Origin of the sequence: Bradyrhizobium genosp. SA-4 str. CB756, from assembly GCF_000473125.1 — a bacterium.
In the GTDB taxonomy this organism is placed as follows: Bacteria; Pseudomonadota; Alphaproteobacteria; order Rhizobiales; family Xanthobacteraceae; genus Bradyrhizobium; species Bradyrhizobium arachidis.
The window spans coordinates 7,653,497-7,670,435 of sequence record NZ_KI421499.1; the positions used below are offsets into that span (position 1 = coordinate 7,653,497).

Genomic DNA, 16,939 nt, shown 5'->3' on the forward strand with positions numbered 1-16,939 from the left:
TGTCATTTGGTAGGCTGGACATGTTCCTCGCATTTTCGGACTTCAATCCCTACCTGTCATTTGGTAGGGACACGATGAGGTGATCGAGATGACCGAAAATGCGAGGGAGGCGATCCTGGCCGCAGCGCGCAGGACGGCCCAGGCCCACGGATATGGCGGGTTGAACTTCCGCGACATCGGAGCCGAGGTCGGCATCAAGGCTGCGAGCATCTACCACCACTTCCCGGGCAAGGCCGAGCTGGGTGCGGCGGTGGCGAGACGCTACTGGGAGGATACGGCGGCGAACCTCGAAGCTCTTTCAAAAGCGAACGGAGATCCAAGAAAGGCGCTCCGGGCCTATCCGGGACTTTTTCGTCGATCGCTGGAGCAGGACAATCGCATGTGCCTCTGTAGCTTCATGGCGGCCGAATATGACGATCTGCCGGACGCGGTGAAAACCGAGGTGCAGGCTTTTGCCGATGTCAACGTGGCGTGGCTGACCAGGATGCTCGCCGCGGCCGCAGTTCCCGCCAGCAAGCGTGAAGCAAGGGCGCGCGCGATCTACGCGGCCGTTGCCGGCGCGCAGCTGATGGCGCGGAGCCGCGCAGATCTGAAGTTGTTCGATGCGCTGATCGAAAGCTATCGCGGATCCGGCTTGATCCCGACTTGAAAGCCATTGGCGGAGAGAGTGTCAGTCACCCCCCTTGAATTGGAGAACGTGCTCGCCTTTCGGACGAGCAGTTCATCGCCCTTTCGGCTGATTTCGAGCGCGGGTGCCTGGTATGGCGTTGAGACAACGACGCGCTGACCGGGCGCCAGTACTGTCACAAAGCGGATCGGCGTTCCCGCTTCACCCTGTGCGAGAGTCGTGACGACGCGGAATCCATCGGGCTCGACCGTGTAGTAGGCGACGCCGGATACATCGCCGAGATTGATGCTCAGGCCCTCGATCGGCCGCAGGCCGTTAGCGTGTGCGGCCGCGAGTGAGAAGGTGACGGCGGCTGCGAGAAGTGAGCTGCGCACTGACATAGGAACCTCCGTTGGCTTCGGCGGCGGGCGGGGCGCCCGTCTGGCTGATCGCGGCGGAAACGCGGTTTCCGCAAAGCTCTCGCAATCTGGTCTTCACGACTTTTCCGGTCGCCCCGTGCGGAAGCTCGTCGACGAACAGAACATCGTCCGGCATCCACCACTTCGCGATCTTGCCCTCGTAAAAGGTCAGGAGATCTTGCGCCTTGAGCCTCGATCCCTGGCGTCGGACCGCAAGCACGAGCGGGCGTTCGTCCCATTTTGGATGCGCAATACCAATCACCGCCGCTTCGACGATTTCGGGGTGGGCCATCGTAAGGTTTTCGAGTTCGATCGACGATATCCGTTCGCCTCCGGACTTGATGACGCCCTTCGAACGATCCGCAATCTGCATGTAACCGTCGCTGTCGACCGTGGCGACATCACCCGTGAAAAGCCAGCTGTCGGCACGCTCGCTTTCCGGCATCCTGTAATAAGCGCGGGCAATCCCGGGCCCCCGAACCACGAGGTCGCCAACTGCCTTGCCATCGTGGGGGAATTTTCTGTTTTTGCCGTCGCGAATGCCGATTTCGACACCGAAGAGCGCACGTCCTTGTTTGACCTGGCGAGACCGCCGTTCAGCTCTCGACGAGGTTATGTGCTTGCGCAGCGGCTTCGAGATCGTCGCAAGCGGGCTGGTCTCCAGCATGCCCCCGTCATGCAGAACTTCTACTCCGTATTCGTCCTGCAGCGTTTCCATCAGGGAGGCCGGATATGCCGTGCCACCAATCAGCGCGCGATTGAGCATCGTCGGCTTCACGCCGGCGCCTTGCAGGTATCGAACATAGCCCAGCCAGACCGTCGGCACGCCGCCGGCGAAAGTCACCCCGTGGTCCTCGAACAACCTGTGCAGGCTCTCACCGTCGACGTTTTGTCCGGCCATCACGAGCTTCGAACCCGTCGCCGCTGCACAATACGGCATTCCCCAAGACATGACGTCAAACATCGGCGAGACAAGCGCGACCGTGTCATGCAGAGAAATGCGGCAAGCGTCCGGCAGCGCCGCAGCGCAGGAATGCAGCACGGCGCTGCGATGGCTATACAGCACACCCTTTGGGTTTCCTGTCGTTCCCGACGTATAGCAAAGTCCGCATGCCGTGTTCTCGTCGAATTCCGGCCATGCATAAACTTCCGAGCACCCGGAGAGAAATCCTTCATAGGAGGGGAAGCCTTTGGCTCCCACGATCTTCGCGTCGCCAGCATCGCCCAGATATATCCACGCTTCAACAGTCGGACATTGCGGTATCAGCGACTGTACGAGATCGATGAATGCCAGATCGAAGAATACAACCACGTCTTCGGCATGGTTGATGATGTATATGATCTGCTCCACGAACAGCCTTGGATTGATCGTGTGGCAAACGGCTCCCATTCCGGAAATGCCGAAGGATAGCTCCAGATGCCGACAGCTATTCCAGGCCAGGGTCGCCACGCGATCGCCCGGCTTGATGCCGATCGAGTCCAATGCATTTGCGAGCCGGGAGCTGCGCTCGAGAAGGTCGCCGTAGCTCGTGACGTGATCGGGCTTGTCGGGAGTTCGGGAGACGATCTCGACATCGGGAAAGGAACGCGCCGCGTGCATGAGAATGGACGACAGGAGCAAAGGAGTTTGCATCATCAAGCCAGGCATGGCGAATGGTCCTCGGTTTCAACGCTTTCGTTTCAGCCGCAAGCGGCCGTTCATGCGGGCAGGATATTGTCCGCACGGGCACCCATTCAGCGGGAGGTCTTCATCAGCCAGGACGACGTCTCGCCTGCCCTCTCGGGCGCCCGGCCTCCGAAAACTCGCCTTCGCGCGAGACCTGGAAGGATGACGAGCTTGAAGTGAACGACGAGCAGCCTGATCGCAAAGGACGTGAGGAGCCATATGACTGACAGGGGCATTTGTCTTCCAAACACGATTTGAATTCGATGCTGTGAATGAAGCTAGAGGCCCTGGAAGCCGGATGTCGTGAGCCGCCGGCGCCCTTTCGCCGGTACTGGCACGCGCCGTTCACGGCCACATCGCGCCGCCAACTCGGTCATCAGCTACTGGAACGAAAAAATGTTCTTCCAGTCGTTCTTCACGCTGATGATGGTCCAGTTTTTCTTCCTGGCCTCGCGTAGAGCGTCGGGGTCGCCGTGCTCAACTCGCTGTAGGTTGCGCCGACATTCAGGTATAGGCTGACGGGCGGTCCTCTTGGACCCAGAGCTTTTCAGCCTCGGAATAGGGGTCAGGCGGCTTCATTCCCTGGATGGTCCAGAAATCGATTGGCGTTTCGTCAATGTGGATCTCCCAGCGATAACCCCGCTCGCGCGTGAAGGAATTGAGCGCAGTGTTGACGCGCTCCAGCCACCACGCTCGCCGCTCGGGAGCAGTTGCGCGAGCAATCTGATCAATCCAGATCCTGACAAAATCGTTCGTTGCCTTTCCGCCGATAAAGAACGAGTTCCTTGGCAATTCGTGAAAGACAACGCTTGCATAGAACCGGGGCAGGCCGACATCCGCGTAGAGGTCCGTGATACGCGTCGCAAGCGCGCACTTGTCCTTGGCCGAGTACGCATTTTCCGGACAGTAGATATGCCACAGAGGCATTTGAGTTCTCCTCGCTAAGCTTTGGCGATATTCGTCCTGGCTTCTTCATTCCCTCGCGGGCCTATTCCCGGCACGGCGCGCCCGCCATCGTGCCGCCGCATGAGGACGGGTCGACGGCAGTCGCCGACCCGGAACGCTCCATCATGCGAGTGCTTCGAGATGCCCGAGGCCCAGACCGTCGACGACGGCCTTCTGGACGGGCGCGATGTCGGCATTGATCTTGTCGGCACCGAACGACGTGCCCACCACCGTCCGAGCGGCGCGACTGCCCTTCGCCTGGCCGACGAGCCTGGCAACGGCCTCGGCAATGTCGTGAGGCTTCGGAGCGTCCTTTCCCTGCAACATTGACGTGAAGGTCTTGTAAATGGCTTCGGGAATCTGGCCGACCTCGCCGTAGGACTTCGTGATGTCGCCGTCGGCAGGCCTCTGGATGCTCGCGTACAGGCTTGTCGGATAAGCGCCAGGCTGAACTTCCACCACGTCTACGCCGAGTTGGGAGACCTCCAACCGAATACTGTCGGTCAAAGCTTCGATCGCCATCTTGCTCGCGCCGTAGATGCCGACGAAGGGGAACGTCACCCGGCCGAGGACTGAGCCCATGTTGATAATGAGGCCTTCGCGCTCCCGGCGCATCGAAGGCAGCACTGCCCGCGTAACGCGGAGGAGCCCGATGACGTTGGTGTCGAAGATCGCCTTCGCCTGATCCGCCGTGAAGGCTTCGGTCACGCCGACCGATGCAATGCCGGCGTTGTTGACCAGCACGTTGATCTTGCCGGCCTCGGCAAGGATGGAAGCGATGGCGCGATCGACCGACACGCCATCGGTAACGTCGAGTTCTACGACGCCTATTTTCTGGCTTCGCAGCGCGTCGGCGTGGCTGCGATTGCGGCCGGCGATGTCGCGCATCGCGGCGAACACGCGATAGCCGTCGCGCGCCAGCCTTTCGGCGGTTTCGCGGCCGAAGCCGCTCGATGTGCCGGTGATGAGAATGGTGCTAGTCATGGTTTGGCTCCGGTGACGAGGGTTGCGGGTCATTGCGAGATGATCAGCCGGTATGGCTGGTCAGGAACTGGCGGAGTACCGCGACCGGGATGTCCGGGAACGAGCTTGAACAGACCTCGGGAGCGGCGCGTTGGGGTGATGAAGCCCTGGATGCGAGTCAGAAGGCGAATTCCAGGCTGGCGTGTGCAACTAACCTTCCCGTGGACGCAAACGAAACGCGGGTTTCCGTGAAGGCCGAAGCTTTGCCGAAGCGCAATACTTCCGCTCTTACATGATAGTCGTCGTTGACGGCTGGACGCAGGAAGTGAGTGTGCTGATACACGGTGCCTTTGGTGATGCGCCCCGTCGTGCCCACAGACAGTGACGCAACCGAGTCAATGGCCGCCATGATTGCCTGACCACACACCGCACCGCTTGACAATTTGAGCGCATCATTTTGCGGAAGCATCGCGGACACGATGCCCGGGTAGACCTTGAACTCTCGAAGGCCGAGCAGTTTCACCCAAGGCGCGAAGACATACTCGTACAGCTCGAGAACTGTGGCATCCGTCACTGGCAAACAATGAAGCGGAACCGGAATCCCGGGCCGCGCAACTCCCAAGGCAGGATCGGACTCGTTTTGCGTTGCCTGCTCGGTCACAAGCGCCCGGTCTCCCGTTAGCGTCTTTGTATTCTCAACCACTGTAATCATTGTTGTCTCCGATTCTCGTCAAAGCATGACTACGAGGATCGGAATCTAGGCGGCTGGACCTTAGGTGTCGTGAGGCGATCGCGCCCAATCGTCCGTACTGGCGCGCACCGCCTGGCGCGCCTCGCGGCAATGCCGACGCGATCTCGCGGGCGTGATTTGGCGTGACGCAGAGTTGAGCAGGAGGCGTCTTGGGCCACACTAGCTTGATCAACGGCTGCCCATGGTTTCGGCGCAGGCCGTTACAAAGCGTGCGATTAGGCTTAGCCAGACCCGCGGAGGCGATGGATGATGCACCCGAACGACGATTTTCTCAGCGCTCCAGAATTGGATTATGACGGTTTCCGAGCTGCAATGCGCGACGATTGGGGATGGTTTACTCCTGCTCACGAAACCAACATCTTCGCCAGCAAGGTGCGCACGCGGCGCGTCTTCGGATTTGCTGCAGTGGATCTCATCTGCAACGCTAGCCGTCTAGAGCGGACGGAATTGGACATTCGCCGCGATAATATGGAGTACTATTTCGTCACGGTTCAGGATACCGGCGAATCGACCATCATTCACAACGACCGGGTCGTAAATATCACTGCTGGCGATGTCATCCTGCTCGATTCCACAAGACCCGTGACATTCATCTCGCCGGCCCAGGACAGCGCGCAATGGCTTGGTTTGCAAGTGCCGCGCCAGAGCCTGGCGTCGCATCTCGGCTTCGAACCGCAAGGTGGCGCGTGCGGTCCTCGGCAGGCCCAAGCGTCGCGTCTACTCTGTCAACTCGCTCTTGACCTGGTCGGCAATGCAGAACCAGCTTTCGCGTCGACCGATAAATTTATGCATCTGGTGGTCTACGATCTCCTCGGCGCACTGTTTGCACCTCCCGCCCCGCTTGGCTCGCGCCACAACGACAAGCTGTTTATGCGCGTCTGCAGCATCATCAAGGACCGCTTTGCCGATCCGGACATTTCTCCGCGCGAGGTGGCTGCCGAGGCGGGAATTTCACTGCGCTATTTGCAGAAGCTGTTCACGGCCCGCGGGTCGACATGCGGTCACCACATCTGTTCGGCCCGTCTGGATCATGCAGCGCGTCTGATCGAACGCCGCGCGTTGATGAAGACAGGTCAGCCTCTCAGCGATATTGCCTACGCCTGCGGCTTTCGCGACTACACGCACTTTGCGCGCGGCTTCCGCCGGCGTTTCGGCACCGCGCCGGGCGCTGTCGGAGCAGGCGCCACCGGTAACGACAGCGCGCCGGTCCGCGCTGGATGCACGCCGCATTCGCTTCGGAGCCACACTCACCCCCCGGACGGCCCGTAAACTCAGCATTTAGCTGCTCAACACCGAGCCGCGGTTGCAGGCTCGAGTTCTGCCAGCGAGCGCAGTCAAGCGCGGATCTCGACCGAATTCGGAAAGGATCTCGCTTTCCAACGCCTGTCGCACCCGGAAGCAATCGGGGGGTTGACCGTCGAAAACAGAGATCCACCTTACATTTCGATGGGGACTGGCGGAGAGAGTGGGAACCTCCACCAAAAGCACCTGAAGACCAATAATCCCTTGTTTATCAGGCCTTAGCTGGATAGCAAGGTGTGGTTTTCGGGTATGGTTTGATGGCAGACACCAAGTATCTTCAGAAGAAGGGCAACACGTGGCGGGTGGTCGTAGAGATACCCAAGCCCCTTCGACAAGCCGCCAACGGCAAGCCTCGCTTTGTGAAGTCGCTGGGCACGGAAAGCCTCACGGAGGCGAACCGGCTTAAGCACAGCCACGTTGCTGAGTTTAAGCGCCGCATCAAGATGTATGAGAAGGGGCAAGCTGACCCGCTCGCCGCCGCGATTGGCGCGGCCATCGCCTTCCGTGAAGCGTTCGCGTCTTCCGACAACGAGTACCTTGCGCATGGCGATCAGGAGAGCTTTGCCGCCAGCGAACTGCTCGACGTGGTGAACCAAGAGGCTGAAGCGCTGTTGGAGGCCCAAGGCCCCGAAGCGGAGCGGTTGTTCCGCAGTCTCGCGACTGGCAAAGCGACGCTCATCCGCGACCACTATCCAACGTGGTTGACCATCTGCGAAGGCACGGAGCAAACCAAGGCGCAACACGAGGCCGCCATTAAGCGCTATCTCGTTTGGGCTGGCGAGTATACGTCCATCCAAGCCACCGACCGTCGCAAGGCGGGCGAATACGTTCAACTGCTGAGAGATGAGAAGTTAGCACCCAAGACGATCCAGAGGCACCTTTCGACGCTTTCGACCTTCTGGCGATGGCTAATGAGTAGCGGCCTTACCGACCCGAATAACCGCGACAATCCATGGCGGGAGCACGGCGTTGGCAAAAAGTCGCGCAAGGGCAAGACGGCTACCCGGAAGGGCCTCACCAACGAGAAGCTAGTGAAGCTCCTAAAGGGTCGATATCGCACCCCTCGCTACGCCAACGTGCTTGCAGACCTCACACGCCTTGCCCTGCTGCACGGAGCCCGGCTTGATGAGCTTTGCTCGCTCAAGAAGGTCGATGTTCATAAGCGCGCCGATGGCTATTGGTTCGTCATCAACGAAGGCAAGACCGAAGCCGCCGCGCGCGAAGTGCCTATCCACAATCTCGCTGTGCCCATCCTGAAGCGCCGCTTGAAGGGCAACGATGAGTATCTGTTCCCCGGACTGGTGCCGGGAGGTCCCGACGACAAGCGCTCTTGGAACGTCAGCAAAGCCTATGGGCGCTTCCGCAAGCAGCCGGATGTTGGTGTTAGCGCGCGCTTCGAGGACTTCCATGCTCTTCGCAAGACTTTTGTGGACCTCATGGAGGGCTTGGAGGTGCCTGAGAGCACCGTGAAACTCATCATCGGACACGATAGGGGCGAGGATATCACGTATGGCGTCTACTCGACCGGCCAACGCTTGGACCTTCGCAAGATCATCGACAAAGTGGATTACGGGCCTGAAGTCATGAAGACGATTGCATCAGGAGTTGGCACGGCGGCGTAGGGGTCGCATAGTCGGCTAATGGAAGCAGCGACCCACAGCACATTCCAGCTAACCAGGAGCGGCAGCGGCTGCGCGTTCATATCTCCGATAGGCGAGATACAGCGCATAGTCCGTGCGGGCGAGCGGTTGGGTCTCGATCCATCCGACACCAACGACGTATTCACGATGAACTCACTCTCCTTGCTCGTCGCTCGTGGAGAAGCAGAGCTTCTGCGAAAGGCCGTTTTCAGGCTCCTCGGTGCGCGGCGCGCTAATATGCAGTTGGGCTGCTTCAGCCGCTTCGGTGAGTGCGAGAACGGCCTATTCGGTCTGCGGTTCTCATCATTCGGTGTTTCATGGCCTCCTATCGTTGACGCGCAAAACAATCCAGCGCCCCCGACCTTTCAGCTACACAAGGGCTACCGCATCAGATGCGCGGCCTGGGCGGTGATGTCCTCAAATAGACGCGCCGTGTTTGCTAAGATGATCGCCGTACAGATTGTCAAAGCACCTCCTAAACCTCCACCGTTCGAGTTTGAGCCGATTGAGGGCGAATTTCTGTTCTCACAAGGAAGCGTTCAATCCAATGAGCGATGACCTATCAGACGATGCCCTTCTGTCGATGGTGGTGAAGGCCGACGAGGAGCTATTCGCCGCTGGGGAGGACATACGACAGCGACAATTCCGCGTTCCCAGCGTTGTAATGCGACAATTGGGGTACGTCTCATTCGGCCTATTCGGGGATTACACTTCGCCAATACTCAAGCGTATCAGGGCACAATTCGCACGGCTCTATAGCGCTCACGATCTAGCCGTAGGTGGCCATATCGGCGTGTTCATGTTCCGAGACATCTTTGGGCGAATTGGCATCCCGCATGGATATGGAACGGTGCGGATAGTTCCAATAGACCATGTTGAATTGACAGACGTTCAGAAACACATACTGGCCAGCGACTCCGCTGCCTTTGATGCATACCATGATCAATTCGCCGATCTTTTTGACCTTGAATACGGTGTTCGTGAACTACGAGCGCCCTATGCACAGATGGAACTAGTAGAAAGATTTCTCAATCTGTCTCGTTTGCACCTCCACGGCGCCGCTGCAATTCTCACGGGCGGATACGACTTCAGAGGCGCAGTGCAAAGCGGGCTCCTCGCCACCGAACTAGCTTTGAAAGCGTTGGCCGCCGCAACCGGGCTAGGCGAGAACGACATCAGAGACGGTTACGGGCACCATATCGACCGCCTCATCAATTACTTGGAACCTAAGTGGTCAACGCTGGACGCTGCAAGAGTGCGGAGGGTAACGGAGGCGCAGCCACGCTATGTCCGCAACCGATATGCCAAGGAGCAGCCTAAGCGCGTGGAAGTTGGTCACACAGTTATGGGCGCGCAATTCGTCGCTGGCGAGGTAACGCGTCAATTATCTGATAGGGACTTCAGAAAGGGGGCAGGGCAACCGTAGCCCCGCAATTACCCTCAGTAGCACTATGGAGCTTGACGGCACCTGACCGCCAGATTGTGCGCGAACGTAAACACGTTGGTAGCCAGACCTTCAAAGGTGCCGCCACTCAACACAGCTAAGAGTTCTACGCACGCGCCGGGGCTGCCTTCGTCGGGCTCGCGACGCTCAGAAAGCGCTGCTGCAATAATGTCCTGAGAGCGCTTCTGTTGTGGCGTTGGAGGATGAGTTTTGGCCCACTCATCGGCATGGCGGAAGCCATTCGCTCCTGCTTCAATTATAGCTCCTATGGAGTGACCACTGACGGATGGCCCCATCATGGACCAGTAGCGCTTTCCCTCGATATCGTCCCTGAGCCGAAGAAGAACGGTGCTGAGCATTAGCATCAGCGAACCTGCATAAATGCCCGCGCCGAAGACCGCTGCGGCTTGTCGGTCCCACACGTCGTGCAAGGCTGCGCCAAAAGCCCCGGACGGCATCCGATGCCCACGCATGATTTCTTCGTGCGCCTTGTTCCCCACGGCGTTTAAATCGTCGTCCAGAGCGCGGCGCTGGGACTGCATTTCGTCTACGGTCGCGAACAGGTAACGAAGGTGCGCCTCGCTATAGCGCCACATCTGCACGAGCCGGAATAGCCCGTTGTAAGCAATGTCGCCGTGCTGAGGGTCGCCGTCCTTTGTCGTTACGAGGTCACCAGTGCCGTCCAGGGACCAATCACCCATCTCGGTCAAAATCGTTAAGTTGTAGGTTTCGACGATTTCGTCGTACGGCCTCGCCTTAATGTCACCCGCTCTCATTTCGATCCCCTGTTGACCTCCGCGAGGCCATCGAGAAGGTCGCGTGTGGTCCAAAGATTCATGGAGGCGGTAGACGCTGCTTAGAGCGTTCAAGCCCCACCACAGCCTCTAGCCTACCGCCTTTGAACGCTAGTTAGTGTAGTGATGATGCGTTCGAACGCCTCCTCACACCGCGCGCAAAGGGACCGAAAGTGCGCGGCGAGTGACCCATGGTCTCTTAAGGCGCTCGCTTCCAGCTTCGTTCGCTCTCCAGTGTGATGCCCCGGCACCTTGCTTCTAAGGTGGTGTAGTTCCTTGAGTGGTTCCGCGATTTGATCTGCTGTTAGGCTATCCTCGGACCGTAGTATTTCCTGAATTAGTTTGAGACTTTGCCATGAGGGCTCGAACTTGACGCCAGAAGCTGTTGCGAGCTTGCGAAGCTCTGTCGCCACGAAGCCTTCCACGAGCATTTGGTCCAAGGCAAGCAACTCGTCGGCCCATTCCTTCGAGGACGTCGTAACCGGATAGTGCACTCTATCGCGCACCTGCGACCCTCTCGCGCGCCACCATGGCGGGGAATCACGATCAAGCTCGGCTACGGCATATCGCATGGATTGCAGTGGATCACTCTCGGTCGTCCACTCTCCCTTGAAATCCGTTTGGAAAGCGCGCTTCGAGATGGGGGCCTTGGGCCACTCATTATGAAGTTTCCAATGCTGCTGCTCCTTGAACGGTAGGTTCTGGAGATACCCTATATAGGTGTGAACTTGACCAGCTTCATTGATGTCAAAGGTCTTCAAATGCCAAGAATTGCGGCAAGTGATGGAGCGATCTGCCAAATCGTATTTGTCTGGGTCTGCCTTATACTTGGTCAAAACCTCTGGGCTGAAAAAGGCGGGAGATATCTCGAACGGCTTCTCGGACTTTGTGAAATAGTTGCTTAGCTCAAAAGGCGCGCACGACCATTCCACCAGCCGCTTGTTTTTCCAGTCGTCGATTTTGAAGTTTTCATACTGACGAGCATTTGGGTCATCTTCTCGCTTCCACTCCTCAATCAACTCGTCAACCGTGACATTTGGTCGAATGATTTGCCCGCCGTGAATGTAGCTCGCATTTTCACCTGATAGCGCTGAGTTGTAGAAAAGGTCGGGGGCATCGAAGTGGCGTTCCGCATTGTCCCAATGGCTAAATGATCCTGGCCTGAACCTCGTCAGGTCGAACTTCCGATAAAGAGCGTATCCACCTACTGCCATAAATTCCGCCAAGGGCTTGGTCTTGATCAGCACGAGTGTCCTACTGCGGTCAAAGTCACCGGTGCCAGCGTCGCGAAACACTTTGATGACTTCCTCTAGGTCACCCTCCGAATTTAGACGACAGTACGCGCTCCGCTCGGCAATGAAATGCAAACCAAGTGAGTGAACAAGCTGTTGACTTAGCTCTATCGGCGGGTCGTAGTTCGGCATGCCCTCAAAGGACCGACGAAATACAATCGGCTCTGCCCCATGAAGCGGGTGCTCCTCAGGTAGGTCGAAAGGAGGCTCAAGGTACATCTGATGCCCATGTCCGCCGCCCCACGCTTTCTGAATGCACCAGGCTTCATCGACATAAAAGCTGGTATCGTACAGCTTGTCTTTGTCAGGATTGATGAGGTTAGCGGCGCGCGCGAATATTGAGATGATCAGCAAGCTTTGGAAGCTCGCGTAGAGGATCACGGATTCATGCTCCTCCTCTGTCAATAGGCGCAAGCCATCTCGTTCTGCCCCGAGAAGCCAATCCTTGTCGGCTCCTAAAGGCATCACGTGGGCCGAGCTAATTCGATCAAAGAATTTTCGCTCTTGCATGCTGCTCTACGTCCGATGAATTCACTAAACCTTCCGCCAATCACTTAGTCCGAGTGCTATTGTGCGCGACCAGCGATCATGGAGACGATGAGTTTCCTGGCCCGGTGGGGGTCGAGGTTCGCACCGTCTCCGCAAAATCGAGCCAATGCCTCTTTTGCTCACTCCACCATCGCTCACCCCACCTCGACGATGTAGTTGGCAAGATGAAAATGTCGGTTGCTTGATGCGCCCGCTGGCGGCCGTATTGAGCAGAACTCCCGCAAATCACTCGGCCAGCAGTTCTGCTGGTAAAGGCGAGGTAGCGCGGCTTGTGCGTGCTCAACGCTTCGAGAAGGCGCTCAGGCGAGAAGGCGCTTTTGGGCAACTCGTCGTCGTTTCCGGAAACTCGCTTGCACAGGTCGGTCAGGCCAATACCAAATCGTTTGAGCCGTCCATATTCGCTCGCCTCTAGTTTGTGGTCAGTGAAGCCGCACTCATGAAGTATGCTCCAGAACCGATTACGTTTGTGAGCATAGTAGGCCCCTTGCCGCGCTGAGGTGCGTCCTGGCGCGGTGCCGCAGAAAACAACGGTGAGGTTAGGACCTAGAAGGTCGGGAAGTACGTCAGTCGTCTCGCTGGTCGTATGGACCATCAAAGCTCCTCCAGCAATTCACCCAACCAGTACGTGAGTTAGACCAACATCGCCAAGAATCTGTAGATGTCGCCCACCTTGATGATGTGAAATCGATCCTTCCCGCCTGTCACGACGAGCCCCGCGAAGTAAGCGCGAAATTCCCCAGCCACTGCCTGGACGACAAACGCCGACCCTCCACTCATGCCATCTGGATCGAAGTCTAGCGGCTCATCCGTGCGAAGGCACATGAGCGCTGGATCGTAAGAAGATGGATCAGGATGACAGACGACAATTCGCTTCACCTTGCCGATGTGGTTCCTTTCCTCAAGTTCATATCGCTGGTCGCTGGATGGAAAGCCCGCAACGACTGCAAACATGATATCTGTGGCGGGCGCGTCTGGAGGAACCTCCCGCAGCGTAAAGAACCGCTCCTTCAGGTCCTGATGGGCCTCGCACGGCTCAGTGAAGTCGAAAGCGGCTAGGTCGAGATAGTGCGGATTGCTCTCGTCGTTGAAGTGGCGCACGCCTGAGGAGGTAATGAGCAGTTTTCCGTCCCGTCCAAGCAGCGAAACGTCCTCCGGCTGACACCCGCGCAATTGATGATTGGTGCAAAGCAAGAAATATCGCTCAGCAAATTTGATAGGGACGGCTGATCCGACTAAAGAGACCTTGTAGGTTTCATGATCGTTCCAGACGAAAAGGTTCTCCACGTAGCGAGCAAGCGCCATAGACAGAGTTGAAGCAGGGATCAGAAGGCCATTGAGGGCTACGCTTGTCCCGACCATCCGCTCAAGAGCGTTCCGTGTTGGTTGACGACCCTTTGCTGTCACGTGCGGCGCCTCAAGTACGCTCGTCTCCCATGCTCACTATCATTGGTCGCTCATCGCGCCTCGATATCGTACCGCTCGTCGGCCCACAAAAGGAGCTTGAATAGTCGAGCACTGATCCGTTCGCTGAAGGACCTCCAGTCATTGCTGCTACTGGCTTTCGTCAAAGGGTTCTTCCGCGTGAGACGTATCGACCAAGGTTGCCCATCAGGAGCAAGACTTGGCAAGATCGTTGCTGCTTGCTTACGTTTCAATTGATTGAGCAGTATCAAACGTAGATATTGATGCTCGTGCTGTTCGCCCAACGGCACGTCCTCAGACCGACGGAAGACAGCGCTGGCAATCTCCCTTCCCCGCAGCGTCAATGCGTAGTGACTGCGCAGATCGGCAGGAAGCGGTCCAGTGCGTTTGATCGCCTCAAAGGAGAAGTCTTCGAAACTGTATGTTCCCTCGTAGAGGGTGTTGTCGATCAAGCCCAAATCGTGAAGTATGCCTAAGTTGATACCTTGCGGATCATGCTCCCCCTCTTCAGGCTCGGGCAAGAAACCGAACGTTGCTACCACAGCCACAAAATTTCTGAAGCTTTCCGCGATCTGCGCGTCAAATAATCCAAGCGTCTGTAGCGCGGCCGCAGACAGCTTGGGGGCGCCCTGTATGGCGACTGAAGAGAGCGCGCGCGCCCATAACGATTGAACGTCGCTATCCGAGACCTTCTGAGCGAGGTCGGCGAACTTGAAGAGCCAGTCTTCGTCAACTTCGCGGGCACTGCCGTTCTCAGGGTCGCGCTCAACGTATTCCAGCGCGCGCCGCTCCATCGCCTCCAAATTCAACTGTTCGCGCGCCAATTCGATGCGAAGCCGTTCCGCACGCCGTTGAAGGGCGGCGTTATGCTCTAGGTCCGCAAGCGCTTGTTCGCGGCCTGCGGCGGCGACAGCCTTAGCTGCATTAATCTTTGCATCTGTTTCGATGGCAAGCCGTGCAGCCTCTGCCTTTGCTTCCTTCTTGGCGACCCACTCGCCAAGCGCTGCGTTACCAAGCCTCCCAAAGCCCCGCACCAACGCCTTTCCCGCGTCGCTGCCAACCTCGGCGAGAGCCTCTTCGGTCGGCTGGCCGGGCAAGGAAAGTCCGCCACCCGTCTTGGCCGGTTGCTCAGTTTTGGTTGCGCTCATTCCACCCTCCTGACTGCCGCCAAATAATTGTTCTCAACTGCAAGCACAACCTTATTGACTTGTACACAAATTCATCTAACGTCCGTTACATCGAAATGTGTATGAGGGCTTTTGGCCGTGGCACAGGGAAAATTCATCTCCTATTTGCGGGTCTCGACCGACAAGCAGGGCCGAAGCGGCCTTGGGATCGAAGCGCAGCGGGAAGCCGTCACGAGCTACCTCAACGGCGGCCGGTGGACTTTGGTGGCCGAATACGTCGAGACCGAAAGCGGCCGGAAGTCGGACAGGCCCAAGCTTACTGCGGCTCTCTCTCACGCGAAGGCTATCGGCGCGAAGATGGTCTTTGCCAAGCTGGACCGCCTGACGCGCAACGTTGACCTCCTGCGCTCCCTCGTGGCGAGCGATGTAGACTTGGTGTTCTGCGACCTCCCAAGCGTCCCTCCCGGCCCCATGGGCAAATTTCTCCTGACACAGATGGCCTCCGTGGCAGAGCTTGAGGCCGGCCTGATAGGCGAGCGCACAAAGAAGGCATTGGCAGCGGCGAAAGCGCGCGGCGTCAAGCTGGGCAACCCGAACGGTGCTCGTGCTCTCCGGGGCAAGCAGACCGGAAACGCTGAAGCGATCACGAGGATCAAAGAGAAGGCCGCACAGCGCGCTATGGACCTTCAGGGCATCATTGAGAGCATCAAGCGCTCAGGCGTCACGAGTGTCCGCGCCATCACTGAAGAACTCAACCGCCAAGGCATCAGTGCACCGCGCGGGGGCGAGTGGCACCCTACAGCCGTTGCAAGGCTGCTCAATCGTCTCCCTAAAGCCGCCTAAGCACAGCCAGGAACGGACCCATGCTGATCCATCTCACCATCGCCGCCGTCATCCTCTCAGCCCTCGTGCAGGACCGCAGCATGATCCTTGGGAGCTTGGCCGGGCTTGGTGCAGCCCTTTACATTGCCTGTTAGGAGATTGCCCCAATGGTCAGTGCTCAAGTGCTCAACTGGACAAATGCCAGTGTCGTCTTTGCATTCCTCGCGGCGCTGCTATGGGGCGCATCTGCGGCGGTGAACATTCCCCTGATTGGATCAGGCTGGGGCGCGCTCGTAGGCCTTGACGCGTTCTATGCCGCCATGAGGAAGGTAGCTCGCCTCAACATGCTCGCTGCGGCATCTGCGGCACTCTCCGCTCTGTGCCAAGCGCTTTCGCTTGCAGTGTAGCCTAGCCATTGTCGGGAGCCGTTAGCCGGATTTAGGATGGCAGTAATAAAAGCATGAAGTCTCGTTCGCTCCGAAGCGGCGCTTGGGTCTCTCGCCTTCATTCGCTGGCTTGGCAGCTCCCTTGGCCTCTAGGGTCCCTGCCGGCCCAATGAATTGGCACATTTCTTGAGAAATCGATTTCAAAATTGGGGTCTAAAGTCGCCGTTGTTGTTCGACCAAAGCGGCGCGTGAAGCTATCGGTCCCTAGAGAGCCGCGCCGATAGGCAAAGGGTCCCTCGACATGTACAAAGCCCGAAAGGGTCTCTCCCTAGCGTTCAACACACAAAGGAATGTCATGCTCCCTGAGCAGTCGAAGAGCGAGAGAGACCAGCGGGGAGCAGCGTTCCATGAGGCCGGGCACATAGTCGTGGCATGGAGCCTCGGTCTAGCGGTTGGCGGTGCTGAAATAGCGATTGGCGGCGATGATGCGAAGGGAACTGCTGAAGTTCAAACCCCCGACCACCTGGACCTACTAGAACAGCTTGCGATCTGCGCGGCTGGCCTACAGGCTCAAGAGATCTTCGACGCGCCGACGCACGAAGGAGCAGGCTGGGGCGACTACGGAAAAATGGTGGAGCTACTAGAAGACTTCGAAGAAGACGAGCAAGTCCGGATGATGCATCAAGGGCACGCTCGTGCCTCTGACCTTGTTGCTTCGAACCGCGCAATGGTTGAGCGACTTGCTACCGCATTGCTCGACAAGAAGCGCTTGGAAGCCGACGAGGTCGCAAAACTACTTGCGGACTGACC

17 protein-coding genes are annotated in these 16,939 nt (G+C 58.1%); 7 read left to right on the plus strand and 10 right to left on the minus strand.

What is annotated here, in order from left to right:
• Nucleotides 1–88 precede the first annotated feature (88 nt).
• Nucleotides 89–649, plus strand: a complete 561-nt coding sequence (locus BRAGE_RS0137025; protein WP_027563514.1) for a TetR/AcrR family transcriptional regulator — start codon at nt 89–91, stop codon at nt 647–649.
• Here BRAGE_RS0137025 and BRAGE_RS53810 read toward each other — a convergent pair.
• The 5 genes from BRAGE_RS53810 to BRAGE_RS0137050 all read right to left on the minus strand — a co-directional run bounded on the left by BRAGE_RS53810 (nt 619) and on the right by BRAGE_RS0137050 (nt 5,312).
• Nucleotides 619–1,008 (minus strand): hypothetical protein, encoded by a 390-nt coding sequence (locus tag BRAGE_RS53810; protein ID WP_231164180.1) that lies wholly within the window; start codon nt 1,006–1,008, stop codon nt 619–621. The genes BRAGE_RS0137025 and BRAGE_RS53810 overlap by 31 nt on opposite strands.
• A complete protein-coding gene (locus BRAGE_RS50870) occupies nt 944–2,674 on the minus strand; it encodes a long-chain-fatty-acid--CoA ligase (protein ID WP_084334855.1) in 1,731 nt (576 codons plus the stop codon). Before BRAGE_RS50870 ends, BRAGE_RS53810 begins: the two co-directional genes overlap by 65 nt.
• Nucleotides 2,675–3,196: 522 nt before the next feature.
• The gene (locus BRAGE_RS0137040; RefSeq protein WP_027563515.1) at nt 3,197–3,619 is read right to left on the minus strand and encodes a tautomerase family protein; all 423 of its coding nucleotides are present in this window, start codon (nt 3,617–3,619) and stop codon (nt 3,197–3,199) included.
• 141 nt (nt 3,620–3,760) lie between these two features.
• The gene (locus BRAGE_RS0137045; protein WP_027563516.1) at nt 3,761–4,621 is read right to left on the minus strand and encodes an SDR family oxidoreductase; all 861 of its coding nucleotides are present in this window, start codon (nt 4,619–4,621) and stop codon (nt 3,761–3,763) included.
• A 157-nt stretch (nt 4,622–4,778) separates the two neighbouring features.
• The gene (locus BRAGE_RS0137050) at nt 4,779–5,312 is read right to left on the minus strand and encodes a PaaI family thioesterase (protein ID WP_051395265.1); all 534 of its coding nucleotides are present in this window, start codon (nt 5,310–5,312) and stop codon (nt 4,779–4,781) included.
• A 285-nt stretch (nt 5,313–5,597) separates the two neighbouring features.
• On the opposite strand from BRAGE_RS0137050, the gene BRAGE_RS0137055 reads away from it, so the two are divergent.
• From BRAGE_RS0137055 to BRAGE_RS0137070, 3 genes are all read left to right on the plus strand, one after another.
• A complete protein-coding gene (locus BRAGE_RS0137055; protein ID WP_084334857.1) occupies nt 5,598–6,620 on the plus strand; it encodes a helix-turn-helix domain-containing protein in 1,023 nt (340 codons plus the stop codon).
• A 290-nt stretch (nt 6,621–6,910) separates the two neighbouring features.
• Entirely contained in the window at nt 6,911–8,275 is a 1,365-nt protein-coding gene (locus BRAGE_RS0137060) for a DUF6538 domain-containing protein (protein ID WP_027563519.1), read from the plus strand.
• 565 nt (nt 8,276–8,840) lie between these two features.
• A complete protein-coding gene (locus BRAGE_RS0137070; RefSeq protein ID WP_027563521.1) occupies nt 8,841–9,719 on the plus strand; it encodes a hypothetical protein in 879 nt (292 codons plus the stop codon).
• A 23-nt stretch (nt 9,720–9,742) separates the two neighbouring features.
• Here the strand turns inward: BRAGE_RS0137070 and BRAGE_RS0137075 are convergent, their stop codons facing one another.
• From BRAGE_RS0137075 to BRAGE_RS0137090, 5 genes are all read right to left on the minus strand, one after another.
• Complete coding sequence (locus tag BRAGE_RS0137075) at nt 9,743–10,513, minus strand: hypothetical protein (RefSeq protein ID WP_027563522.1); 771 nt, start codon at nt 10,511–10,513, stop codon at nt 9,743–9,745.
• A 113-nt stretch (nt 10,514–10,626) separates the two neighbouring features.
• A complete protein-coding gene (locus BRAGE_RS0137080) occupies nt 10,627–12,333 on the minus strand; it encodes a hypothetical protein (protein WP_027563523.1) in 1,707 nt (568 codons plus the stop codon).
• 76 nt (nt 12,334–12,409) lie between these two features.
• Nucleotides 12,410–12,964, minus strand: coding sequence for a mismatch-specific DNA-glycosylase (locus BRAGE_RS53815; protein ID WP_084334859.1), 555 nt, complete (start codon nt 12,962–12,964; stop codon nt 12,410–12,412).
• 38 nt (nt 12,965–13,002) lie between these two features.
• On the minus strand, nt 13,003–13,776 hold the full coding sequence (locus BRAGE_RS0137085) for a hypothetical protein (protein ID WP_141263269.1): 774 nt from the start codon (nt 13,774–13,776) through the stop codon (nt 13,003–13,005).
• A 50-nt stretch (nt 13,777–13,826) separates the two neighbouring features.
• Entirely contained in the window at nt 13,827–14,942 is a 1,116-nt protein-coding gene (locus BRAGE_RS0137090; RefSeq protein WP_027563525.1) for a DUF2806 domain-containing protein, read from the minus strand.
• A 117-nt stretch (nt 14,943–15,059) separates the two neighbouring features.
• Here BRAGE_RS0137090 and BRAGE_RS0137095 point away from each other — a divergent pair, with 117 nt between their 5' ends.
• The 3 genes from BRAGE_RS0137095 to BRAGE_RS0137110 all read left to right on the plus strand — a co-directional run bounded on the left by BRAGE_RS0137095 (nt 15,060) and on the right by BRAGE_RS0137110 (nt 16,937).
• Entirely contained in the window at nt 15,060–15,764 is a 705-nt protein-coding gene (locus tag BRAGE_RS0137095) for a recombinase family protein (RefSeq protein WP_027563526.1), read from the plus strand.
• Nucleotides 15,765–15,910: 146 nt separating this feature from the next.
• A complete protein-coding gene (locus tag BRAGE_RS0137105; RefSeq protein ID WP_027563527.1) occupies nt 15,911–16,150 on the plus strand; it encodes a hypothetical protein in 240 nt (79 codons plus the stop codon).
• Between the two features lie 280 nt (nt 16,151–16,430).
• On the plus strand, nt 16,431–16,937 hold the full coding sequence (locus BRAGE_RS0137110) for a hypothetical protein (protein WP_028146482.1): 507 nt from the start codon (nt 16,431–16,433) through the stop codon (nt 16,935–16,937).
• Nucleotides 16,938–16,939 lie beyond the last annotated feature (2 nt).

Coding starts and splice junctions, on each gene's coding strand:
- BRAGE_RS0137040 (WP_027563515.1), bottom strand. CDS start 3,619: ATGCCTCTGTGGCATATCTACTGTCCGGAAAATGCGTACTCGGCCAAG.
- BRAGE_RS0137045 (WP_027563516.1), bottom strand. CDS start 4,621: ATGACTAGCACCATTCTCATCACCGGCACATCGAGCGGCTTCGGCCGC.
- BRAGE_RS0137070 (WP_027563521.1), top strand. CDS start 8,841: ATGAGCGATGACCTATCAGACGATGCCCTTCTGTCGATGGTGGTGAAG.
- BRAGE_RS0137080 (WP_027563523.1), bottom strand. CDS start 12,333: ATGCAAGAGCGAAAATTCTTTGATCGAATTAGCTCGGCCCACGTGATG.
- BRAGE_RS0137025 (WP_027563514.1), top strand. CDS start 89: ATGACCGAAAATGCGAGGGAGGCGATCCTGGCCGCAGCGCGCAGGACG.
- BRAGE_RS53815 (WP_084334859.1), bottom strand. CDS start 12,964: ATGGTCCATACGACCAGCGAGACGACTGACGTACTTCCCGACCTTCTA.
- BRAGE_RS0137090 (WP_027563525.1), bottom strand. CDS start 14,942: ATGAGCGCAACCAAAACTGAGCAACCGGCCAAGACGGGTGGCGGACTT.
- BRAGE_RS0137105 (WP_027563527.1), top strand. CDS start 15,911: ATGGTCAGTGCTCAAGTGCTCAACTGGACAAATGCCAGTGTCGTCTTT.
- BRAGE_RS0137075 (WP_027563522.1), bottom strand. CDS start 10,513: ATGAGAGCGGGTGACATTAAGGCGAGGCCGTACGACGAAATCGTCGAA.
- BRAGE_RS50870 (WP_084334855.1), bottom strand. CDS start 2,674: ATGCCTGGCTTGATGATGCAAACTCCTTTGCTCCTGTCGTCCATTCTC.
- BRAGE_RS0137110 (WP_028146482.1), top strand. CDS start 16,431: ATGTACAAAGCCCGAAAGGGTCTCTCCCTAGCGTTCAACACACAAAGG.
- BRAGE_RS0137055 (WP_084334857.1), top strand. CDS start 5,598: ATGATGCACCCGAACGACGATTTTCTCAGCGCTCCAGAATTGGATTAT.
- BRAGE_RS0137060 (WP_027563519.1), top strand. CDS start 6,911: ATGGCAGACACCAAGTATCTTCAGAAGAAGGGCAACACGTGGCGGGTG.
- BRAGE_RS53810 (WP_231164180.1), bottom strand. CDS start 1,008: ATGTCAGTGCGCAGCTCACTTCTCGCAGCCGCCGTCACCTTCTCACTC.
- BRAGE_RS0137050 (WP_051395265.1), bottom strand. CDS start 5,312: ATGATTACAGTGGTTGAGAATACAAAGACGCTAACGGGAGACCGGGCG.